Origin of the sequence: Streptococcus sp. 1449 (assembly GCF_013276805.1) — a bacterium.
In the GTDB taxonomy this organism is placed as follows: Bacteria; Bacillota; Bacilli; order Lactobacillales; family Streptococcaceae; genus Streptococcus; species Streptococcus pseudopneumoniae.
Map to the genome: position 1 here is coordinate 1 of NZ_VMLS01000071.1, position 10,740 is coordinate 10,740.

Here is a 10,740-nt window from a genome sequence, read left to right on the forward strand (position 1 = left end):
CCAGAAAGCCCAGCCATGGAATCAGGGGGCGAGGAGAATCAAACTCATGCCCCACAAGGTACTGAGTCTAATCAACCATCTAAAGCAACTGCTGAGACCAAAGATTCTGAACCAGCAACCCCAGCCATGGAATCAGGACGCGAAGAAGATCAATCTCCAGAGGTCAACCCAAGTCAAGGAAACGAACCAGCTCCAGCTGTTCAGCCTGAACCCTCAGCTCCCCAAGAGCAACCAACTGTCCCAAGTCCAGTAATGAAAGAAAAAGTACTGGACTATAAAACAATCTATACAGCATCGCCAGCTTTAAATTACAAAGAGCAACGAGTAGAAGTAGCAGGCGAAAATGGTAAGGAAGTGACAACTACTTCTTACAGTTTTGATGAAAGTACTAGGAAAATAGTAGAAAACACTTCAACAAAGATAGAAAAACATCCAGTAGATAGAGTTGTTAAGGTTGGAAATGTAGAAGAAACAACCTCAACAACCAAAAGAGGTGAACAGTTTGTTGCGGATGAGTCACTTGATAAAGGTGTCAAAGAAGTCAGAAATCAAGGTCAGGACGAAGAAACGACAACAATAAAAGTTTACAAAGTAAATGAACAAACAGGAGACTTGACTGAGCCAGATGTAACGACAAAAGTCGCTAAGCCAATGCAAGCGAAAATAACGGCAGTAGGAACTAAGTCTAAGGTTGAAATAAAGGATACTCCGTTTGAAACACGATATGTAGCAGATGAGACGCTAAGTTATAAGGAAAAAGTAGAAACACCAGGTGAAAAAGGGCGTACAGTATCAACTACAACATACACAGTAAATCAAGAAACAGGAGCTATCTCAGAAGAAACTACAACTGAAAATATTCCAGCTAAAGGCAAAGTAGTAAAAGTTGGAAATGTGGAAAAGATCGTGTCACCTATTGATATTACTGAGGAAAGAAAAGATGATCCTGAACTTCTGAAAGGAAAAGAAGAGGTTGAAGATGCAGGTGAGCAAGGGGAAACAACCGTCACTAAAACTTATGAAGTTAATCCGGAGACAGGAGAGTTAACAAATCCAACAGAAAAAACTGAAGTAACGAAGCCTATGCGACAAAAAGTAATCTTGGTTGGTACTAAAGAAGACACTCAACTTCCTCAGACAAAAGTAGAGACCAAAGTCGTTCCTTATGAAACCATTTATGAAAAGAATGAAGCACTAGACCACGGCGTTACAAGAGTGAAAATTCCGGGTGTTGAGGGACAAGAACAAGTTACTACTACCTATACTAAAGATCAAGCAAGTGGAAATATTTCTGAGAATAAAACTGTCAAAATAGTAGTTAATAAAGTTGATCAAGTTGTAGAAGTTGGAACTAAACCGAGTGTTGAAACTACTGTCCTATCTCATAAAACGATCTACCAGGTGAATCCTGCTTTGGAGTTCAGACAAGAGAAAGTAGCGGTTGCAGGGCGTGATGGTTCGGTGGAAACTAGGACGACTTATCAATTAGACAGGGCAACAGGTCAGGTGACGGTATCTGACACCACTAGACAAGTAAATCCAGCAGTCGATAAAGTGATTCAAGTTGGTAATGTGGAAAAAGTAATACAACCGATTGCTGTTACTGAGGAGCGAAGAGAGGATTCTTCTCTTGCTAAAAAGATGGAAAAGGTAGCCTCTGAAGGAGAAGTTGGTGAGAATACACTGACCAGAACCTACGCTATCAATGAACAAACTGGTGAATTGGTTAATCCTCGAGAAGTGAGTCAAATAACAAAACCAATGAAACCGAGAGTTGTTTTAGTTGGTAGTCAGGAGGATAAACCACACATCCTTCCAACAAATAGTGAGAGAGAAGATGCTGTGGATGTGTCTGCTCTGACCACAAGCGCGAGGTCAGTAGACTTCTTACATGACAGTAAACTAAAAGCACAGTTAGAGCCTACCTATGATCCTCGAGATATTATAACAAGGAGAATTGCGCTCAGAAAAACACACCCAAATATCACTGACCAAGAGGTCAAAGATATGTTGCGCATAGAGTATCTTCAAAAACTGTCAATCCAAGAAAGCTTTGATCAGACGAAGAGGCAAGCTGAGTCAAGTTTCAAAAAGATTGCCTCGCATACATTAGGAATTATAGGAGATACCCCTGAAAATCGCAGCAAGGTCAAACAAGAGCTGGAGCAATACAAAGAGCAGATTTTGTTGGGACTGTCTTATATCAATCGTTTTTATAATATTCAATTTGGGGACACGAATATTCGTGATATTCTGGCCTTTAATCCAAGCTCATTTGGTAATAAGACAATGACAGCCTTGGATAGTTTGAAAAAATTAGGATCCATGTCTTATGAAGAGATGAAATTGACCAATAGTCCTCAAACATTTACAAAGTATTTATCTACCATTACAGGTAAGGCTAGCTTGAAGGAATTTTTAGACAGCAATCGCCAACTCTTTACGTCAGATGATGCGGATACCTGGCTTAAAAAATCTAGCCAAGCTATGATTGTTGAAAAACCATCTAAGGAAAATCCTTCAGCGCATGTCGGGCTGTATAGCAAGTTGACAGCTGGGGAAAAGGATCCTCGTAAACAAGAGGCTAATATGGCTGCTATTTTGGGACTTTTGAATGTGAAAGAACCAAATGTTTATGTGATTAGTAATATGGCGACGATTACTTACGGTAATATTGGTTCCTATATAGATACTTCTCTCGCCCAGTCTAATCCAACTAAGTACCAGGCTGAGCTTGCTAGAGTCAAGTCTTTAATTGAAAAGGCGGCTGTACAACAAGCCAACTATGTCGATACTCTTTATCGTATAACAAAACCAGAAAATCGTGATAAGTTGCTGACAAATCGCTTGATTATTGATACGATGAAGAAATATACAAGTAATCCGAATGCCCAGATTGATAGCACTTGGTCACCAGCTACTGGTAGTGGAGCTGATAAGGGGGTCGACCAGTTTATGACTCCTATGAATTACTATTCTCCAGTAAGTAAGGTGGGAGCTGAGGCTAATGGATTAGGTGTCCGTTACTTTATAGATAGAGTTCTGGATGATAGAGGTTCAGCGACTTATTCTCATGAAATGACGCACTTACTAGATAGAACGGTCTTGTTTAATAATCACGGTCGTCGAGATGGTACAGCCGCAGAGTTTTATGCGCGTGGTATTTTTGAAAACTCCTATAATCCAGAAAAGGATACTTATTTCAATCTCAACTTTGTATATGATGAGAGTGATAAGGATGGATTTTACAATAAGACACCTGATCGATTTAAAACGGCAGAAGATTTGCAATCTTACATGAAGGGAAGTTTTGATGTCCTTTATACTCTAGATTATCTAGAAGCTGAGGCAACGAAAAATCTAACTGATGAAGAAAAAACTAAATATTTCAAGAAAATAGTTCCGATTAGTTCACCATTTAGAAGATGGATAGATTATCGTAATACAGTAATTCCAGCAACTCATAAGAGTGAGGAGATTCAAGCTCTGACCTTAGAAGATGCCAAAAAATTGACAGATATTGATAGTTTGATTGACAATCATATCCTGGTCAATCGTTATATCATTGCTGGTTTTAAGGATAAAGATAAAATTGCACCAAATGGTTACTATACCGTTGATATGTTTGATACCATTTATGGTGTTAGTCAAAATGACTCTGGTATGAGTGGGGACATCACCTTTAGAAAACAAGCCTTTGAATTGATGGCTGCTTTGGGCTACTATGAAGGATTTGTTCCTTATGTATCAAATCAGTTTAAAGAAGAAGCTGAAGCAGAGGGAGTACCGTTATCAGATAAATATATTTTTGATAAAATTCTAGGAAAAACATATGCTGAGTTCAAAAAAGAGCAAATAAATGAGCGTGTTGAGAAATTAGGTAAGTTAACACCAATTACTATAAATTACAACGGAAAAGAAGAAGTAATTGATAGTAAAGAAAAATTACAAGAGCTTATGAATAAAGCTGTTAAAGAGGAACTTGCTCAAATAAAAGCAGGCAATACCACGGCTCAAAAGTTTGAGTTTATCGAAACTCCAGTTCAAAAACTGAAAAAAGCGATTTATAAAGCTTATCTCAAAGATTCAGATGACTTTAGACAGTCGATTTACAATAGTTAAGACAAAAGGGACATCTCTCTGGAATGAACATTCGGAGAGGTGTTTTTTGCGCTCTTGTAAGGTTTGACCTTATTTCTTAAAAATGACAGTTTGCTTGAATATGGAGTGATTTTCAGACTTTTCCACAAATTATAGAATCTTTTCTGAGTATTTAGGGAGTGATGGAGGAAGTCTTGAAAGCGCTTTTGTTTTGTGCTATAGTCAAGTATATCGATTCGTTTAAAGAGGAATGTTTGTATGAGAAGAGAGGAAGTTTTACGAAATCACTGGTTTTTTAGCCAAGAGGTGGGGAAGGAAGAGGCCTCGGCGCAGGATTTTCAGAGGGGAAATTGGCAGGCTATTCAAGTGCCGCATGACTGGAGTATTTACAATGATTTTAACCAGTACTCGCCAGCGCAAAATGAGGGTGGCCAGTTAAACGGGGGTCAGGCTTGGTATCGGACACAGTTTTACTTGGAAGAAGATGCCAGTCTTGTTTCGGTGCGTTTGCTCTTTGACGGGGTTTACATGAATGCCCAAGTCTATATTAACGGACAAGTGTTGGGCTATTATCCCAATGGCTACACACCCTTTTCTTATGATATCACCCCTTATCTAAGAAATGATGGGACGGCCAACCAGCTTGCGGTTTTTGTGGAAAATAAGCAACCTAGCAGTCGTTGGTACTCTGGTAGCGGTATTTATCGAGAAGTAAAATTATTGATGACAGATTCGGTGCATCTGGATTTGTATGGGATTACGATAGCAAGTCCTAAGCTAAAGGAACAAAGAGCTGGGTGGGTGGAAACCCAGCTTGAAAGCAAGGTTTCAAATAATGGGCCTCAGTCCGTGTCGGTATATTTGGAGCAGAGTATCTGGTATGATGGACAACAGGTTTCAGACTGGCAGGCGACAGACTCTCTAGTGATTGAGTCTGGAGGCAAACATCATTTCCAACAAGCCATATCAATTTTTCAACCCTTGCTTTGGGATATTGATCATCCTCACCTTTACCAATTGAAGACTCGCCTCTACAAAAATGGCATTTTGGTTGATGAAGAAGAGGAGACTTTTGGTTACCGCTATATGGATTGGCAAGCGGATAAGGGTTTCTTTCTAAATGGTCGCTGGTTGAAGATTCATGGGGTTTGTTTGCACCATGACTACGGAGCATTGGGAGCTGTGGAAAACAAGTCAGCTGCTGAGAGACGCTTGCGCCAGATGAAGGAAATGGGGGTCAATGCTATCCGAATTACCCATAATCCAGCTAGTAGTATTTTGCTGGATCTGTCTGCCAAAATGGGCTTACTTATCCAAGAAGAAGCCTTTGATACCTGGTATGGAGGCAAGAAAGAATATGATTATGGTCGCTTTTTTGAGGAAGAAGCGACTCACCCAGATGCGAAAGCAGGCGATTTCTGGTCAGATTACGATTTGCGCATCATGATTGAGCGTGGCAAGAACAATCCAGCTATTTTTATGTGGTCCTTGGGAAATGAAGTCAGCGAAGCAAATGGCGATGCTCATTCATTGAAGACGATCAAACGCTTGCTAGAAAGGGTCAAGGAAGTGGATGAGAGTCGTTTTGTGACCATGGGAATGGATCAATTCCGCTTTGGCGATGGTTCTGGAGGTCATGAAAAGATAGCCAATTTGCTGGATGTGGTGGGCTTAAATTACTCGGAAGATAATATTGACGGGATTCGCAAAAGACATCCTAAGTGGCAACTTTATGGGTCTGAAACCTCATCGGCTACCCGAACGCGTGATAGCTATTTTCGCCCAGCTAAGGAATGGGTTGGGGATAATCGCCGCGTGCGGAATTTTGAACAGTCAGACTATGGAAATGATCGAGTTCCTTGGGGGAAGACAGCGACGGCTTCTTGGATAGCAGATAGAAATCGGCTAGACTATGCGGGTCAGTTTATTTGGACAGGAGTGGACTATATTGGTGAGCCCACTCCTTGGCACAATCAAAATGACATGCCTGTAAAGAGTTCCTATTTTGGGCTTGTGGATACGGCAGGGATTCCTAAAAATGACTATTATTTCTATCAAAGTCAGTGGTTGGACCTAGATCAGTATCCCATGGTTCATATCCTACCTCACTGGAATTGGGAAATCCACAAGAGTTATCAACAAGTTGTGGATAAGTATGGGGATATCCTTGTTCGAGTGTATTCAAATGCTGGTTCAGTAGAGCTATTTCTCAATGGAAAATCTCAAGGTAGGAAGACCTTTCAGGAGAAATGGACTTCAGATGGCAGAAAATACCAAGAGGGAGAAGGTTCTGACCAACTCTATCTCGAATGGCCTTTGGCTTATCAACCGGGAGAATTGCGTGCTGTGGCCTATGACTGTCAAGGTCAGCTTGTGGCAGAAGATAAGGTGGTGACTGCAGGTAAGCCAGCCCAAATCGGCTTACATGCCGAGAAAACACAACTGGAGCCAGATGGGCAAGATCTCCTCTATCTTTATTTTGATGTATTGGACCAAGCTGGAAATTGGGTGCCGACTGCTTCCAATCAGCTTCATTTTAAAATTGAAGGCCCTGCTCGTATTGTAGGTGTGGATAATGGTAGGCAGGCCAGTCGTGAACGTTACCAAGCCCAGAAAAATGCTCGGTTTCAGAGGAAAGCCTTTCATGGCAGAGGTGTACTTTTGGTTCAGAGCTTGGAGCAGGCAGGTCGAGTGAGAGTAAAAGCCAGTGCTAGAGGGCTAGAGCCAGCAAGTTTTGATCTTTTAGTGGGAGAGACTTTTGATTGCCAGCTAGTGAAAAATCAGCGCTTATTTGAGATTCGAGTGGACAAGCAGTCAGGATTACAAGAAGGGGATTCCCCAGCCATTGGACTTTATCCACAAACTGTGGATAACCCTGTGAACAAGGTGGGGAATAGTGAAGTGATTTGGGAGACGAGTGGTAGTGCCCACGCCATTATCAAGCAGGGAGTGCTTCATTGCTTGTCTGCAGGGGACTTGGCTATCAGTGCTATTTATCAAGGAAAGACCTATCAAATACATCTGCAGGTGGCAGAAAATAGCTCACTAGGGAAGCCAGTTTCTGTAAGACCACTTCGCTTGTATACAGATAGGGGGACTTATCCACAGCTTCCGTCTTCGGTCTTGGTGGACTATGAGTTTGGCGGTGCAAAACGAGTCAAGGTTGTTTGGGAGGCAATCTCCGAAGAAGATATGGCAAGCTTTCATGAGTTTATGGTATCTGGTCAGCTGGAAGGGCTGGATTTAAAGGCTTCTGCTCAGATTTGTGTCCAAGGGATTTGCGCTATTGAGACTGAAAGGATTTGGACGCTTGTCAAGGAAGCCCCACACCTACCAGACCGAGTTAAGCTAGTCTTATCAGATGGCAGACGAGATACGGCCAAGGTGACTTGGGATGAACTCGATCCTCAAGTCTATGCTCAGGTAGGAGAATGTATTCTTACAGGACAAGTAGCGGGCTGTGAGTTGCCAGCAACAGTCACCATTCATGTGACAGATGCCAGTGTAGATGGGGAAGTCATTTCCAATCAGTGGACAGGATCCAACCTGCCTCTGGTATTTGCTTCCCACTCAGAGCCTAATCACCCAGTCTCTTACCTCAATGACAAGGTCATTTCTCGGAAGAAATCGACAGCCAATACTTGGATTGCCAAGTCAGAGCAAGCCAATGTCGGCATTCTTTTTGGAGATGCAGGGATTTTAAAACCGCGATTTGTGGATAATGTGACCTTGTATTATGTCGAAAATCAAGACTACGTGGCGGTGGATCCTACCCATATCGATTATTATGTAGGGAATGAGCCTAGCTTGCCTCGGACTCCAAATCATTTGGACAAGGATTCTCTGCTCAAACAAGAGGAGAATTGGCGCCCTGTATCAGCTATCCGAAAAGTGTCAAGTGACAAGGATGAGGAGCTTCGTTTTGAATTTGACAAGGTGGAAACCTATGCCCTTCGTCTTCGATTTGAAAACTTGGCAAGCCCCCTAGCCTTAACAGAATTGCAAGTGTATGCCAAAAAAGTAAAGAAAAATGTAGATAGGAAGTAGTATGGTAAGAGCAATAAAACCGCATGGCCCCTTGCCTAGTCAGGCCCAGTTAGCGTATTTAGAGGATGAACTAGCAGCCTTTATCCATTTTGGGCCTAATACCTTTTATGACCAGGAATGGGGGACAGGTCAGGAGGATCCTGAACACTTTAACCCGACACAGTTAGATGCGCGTGAGTGGATTCGCGTGCTCAAGGAAACGGGCTTTAAGAAGTTGATTTTGGTGGTCAAGCACCACGATGGCTTTGTCCTCTATCCGACGGCTCACACAGATTATTCGGTTAAGGCCAGTCCTTGGAGGGATGGAGAGGGGGACTTGCTCCTTGAAGTATCTCAAGCTGCTACAGAATTTGATATGGATATGGGGGTCTACCTGTCACCCTGGGATGCCCACAGCCCGCTCTATCATGTGAACCGAGAAGCGGACTATAATGCCTATTATCTGGCTCAGCTGAAGGAGATTTTATCAAATCCTGCTTATGGAAATGGAGGGAAATTTGCTGAGGTCTGGATGGATGGTGCCAGAGGAGAGGGTGCTCAAAAGATCAATTATGAATTTGAAAAATGGTTTGAAACCATTCGTGACCTGCAGGGAGATTGCTTAATTTTTTCAACAGAAGGCACCAGTATCCGCTGGATTGGCAATGAACGAGGATATGCTGGTGATCCCCTGTGGCAAAAGGTGAATCCTGATAAACTAGGGACAGAAGCAGAGTTGGACTATCTTCAACATGGGGATCCCTCGGGTACGATTTTTTCAATCGGTGAGGCAGATGTTTCCATCCGGCCGGGTTGGTTTTACCATGAAGATCAGGATCCTAAGTCTCTTGAGGAGTTGGTCGAGATTTATTTTCACTCGGTAGGGAGGGGCATGCCTCTCTTGCTCAATATTCCGCCGAATCAAGATGGTCTATTTGATGGAAAGGATATTGAACGCCTCTATGAATTTGCGGCCTATCGCAATGAGCTCTATAAAGAAGATTTGGCTTTGGGAGCCAAGGTATCTGGTCCAGCTCTTTCCGCAGACTTTGCTTGTCATCATCTGACAGATGGCCTTGAGACTAGTTCTTGGGCAAGCGATGTAGACTTGCCCATCCAACTAGAATTAGACTTAGGGGCGCCTAAAACTTTCGATGTGCTTGAGTTAAGAGAAGATTTGAAGCTAGGGCAACGAATCGCTGCTTTTCATGTGCAAGTAGAGGTGGATGGTGTCTGGCAGGAGTTTGCCAGGGGCTTCACAGTTGGTCATAAGCGCCTCTTGCGAGGGCCGATAGTAGAGGCACAGAAGGTGCGCGTGATGATTACAGAGTCACAGGATTTACCTGTACTGACCAAGATTTCCCTCTATAAAACTCCTAGCTTATCAAAAAAAGAAGTTGTTCAGGGATTAGCATTTGCAGAAAAAAGCCTAGCTGTGGCAAAGGGAGAGACTCTTCATTTTAGGATTGAACGTAGCGAAAGTAGTACTCCTTTGGAAGCTAAGATTTCGATTCAACCGGGGACAGGTGTCCATGGTGTCGCCTATCAGGACGAGATTCAAGTCCTTCAATTCCAAACTGGAGAAAGCAAAAAAGATTTGTGCATACCAACCCTGTATTTTGTTGCTGATAAGACCTTAGATTTCTATCTAAATCTGACTGTTAATGGACAGTTGGTTGATCAAGCTCATATTCTAGTTGAAACGAGATAAAATATCTTTACAATTCATTTCTTTTCCGAATAAATAGATAGTAGCAGTAAATCTAGTAAACCTAGATTTAAAACTATGGTATAATAAAAGGAGGAAATGGATGATTTTAAGACATCCGGGCATTAGCCCAACTAATGACTTGGTTGCTAAGAAAATTTTCAGCAACCCAGAAATCACTTGTCAGTTTATTCGCGATATGCTGGACTTGCCAGCCAAAAATGTGACCATTTTGGAGGGAAGCAATATTCACGTCTTGCCTTCCCTGCCGTACTCGGCACAGGATTTCTATACCAGTATAGATGTTTTAGCTGAACTAGATAATGGCACTCAAGTAATCATTGAGATTCAAGTCCATCATCAGAATTTTTTCATCAATCGCCTGTGGGCTTATTTGTGTAGTCAGGTCAATCAAAACCTAGAAAAAATCCGCCAGCAAGAAGGAAATACTCACCAGAGCTACAAACACATTGCACCAGTATACGCTATCGCAATTGTGGACAGCAATTACTTTTCAGATGACCTAGCTTTTCATAGTTTTAGTATGCGCGAGGATACGACAGGTGAGGTTTTAACCATCACCAATAATGGACAAGAAAATCATCTGGTTAAGATGGCGTTCTTGGAACTAAAAAAATACAGAGAAACCAGCAAAGACGAGGTTCGCAAGCCGTGGTTGGAGTTTTTTGGTAATAAGCCCTTTACTCAGGAACCCGAGCGAGCCATCAGCCAAGCAGATCAACTGCTGGACTACAAGAGCTGGTCCGAGGAGGACAGGGAGATGTTTAGTGAACAACGCAGACGCGAAGAACAAGCCTTGCTAGCGCAGGACTATGCCTTGGAACAAGCTGAAGAAAAAGGGTTGGAGAGAGGTCGTGCAGAAGGTCTTGAACGTGGTCGAGCTG

At 42.4% G+C, this 10,740-nt stretch carries 4 protein-coding genes; all 4 read left to right on the plus strand.

The window, feature by feature from the left end; translation table 11 throughout:
* The first annotated feature begins 15 nt into the window (after positions 1-15).
* Positions 16-4,122, plus strand: a complete 4,107-nt coding sequence (locus HT687_RS10155; RefSeq protein ID WP_240152485.1) for a ZmpA/ZmpB/ZmpC family metallo-endopeptidase — start codon at positions 16-18, stop codon at positions 4,120-4,122.
* Positions 4,123-4,359: 237 nt separating this feature from the next.
* Positions 4,360-8,148, plus strand: a complete 3,789-nt coding sequence (locus tag HT687_RS10160) for a sugar-binding domain-containing protein (protein ID WP_050585063.1) — start codon at positions 4,360-4,362, stop codon at positions 8,146-8,148.
* 1 nt (position 8,149) lies between these two features.
* On the plus strand, positions 8,150-9,838 hold the full coding sequence (locus tag HT687_RS10165; protein WP_023937422.1) for an alpha-L-fucosidase: 1,689 nt from the start codon (positions 8,150-8,152) through the stop codon (positions 9,836-9,838).
* A 100-nt stretch (positions 9,839-9,938) separates the two neighbouring features.
* The coding region (locus HT687_RS10170) for an Rpn family recombination-promoting nuclease/putative transposase (RefSeq protein WP_172924186.1) at positions 9,939-10,740 on the plus strand (802 nt) is incomplete at its 3' end.